Source organism: Imhoffiella purpurea (genome assembly GCF_000585215.1).
Taxonomy (GTDB): Bacteria; Pseudomonadota; Gammaproteobacteria; order Chromatiales; family Chromatiaceae; genus Imhoffiella; species Imhoffiella purpurea.
Window position 1 is genome coordinate 1 of record NZ_AONC01000127.1, and the last position, 540, is coordinate 540.

Sequence of the window (540 nt, forward strand, 5' to 3'; positions counted from 1 at the left end):
GAAGGCTTCGTCGTGGCGAAAGTGGTCAGAAGAACGGGGACGACAGTGACGGTTGAGGTCACGGTGGACCTTCGGGGCACGTTGCTGGAGATCCGAGTACTGCAAGCACGCCTTTTATCAGCGCATGACACGTGAGATTGACCGGGCCAAGCAGCGCTATCCCGACGCGCTCTACCTGGGGATCGCTGACGGTGCCGCCAGCAACTGGAGCTTCCTCGAGGAGCATACCAAGCGCCAACTGATCGACTTTTTCCACGTCAGCGAATATGTCGCCACGCTGGCTCAGGCGCGCTATCCGCAACGCCAGGCCGAGGAGCAACGTTCGCGCTGGCGCCATCAGCAGTGCCGCGATCTCAAGGACGACCCCAACGCGGTGAACCGGCTGATCGAAGAAGCGGCCACGCTCTCGCGGCGCACCTCCCTCTCGCAGGCACTGCGCGACAACGCCTACAGCGCCTGGACCTATTTCAACAATCATCGCCACCAGATGGACTACCCCGGCTTCCTCGCTGAGTCCCTGCCGATCGGATCGGGTGTGAC

At 62.2% G+C, this 540-nt stretch carries 1 pseudogene; it reads left to right on the forward strand.

What is annotated here, in order from left to right:
• Window positions 1-124 precede the first annotated feature (124 nt).
• Window positions 125-540, forward strand: a pseudogene (locus D779_RS20735) (hypothetical protein); the annotation flags it as partial.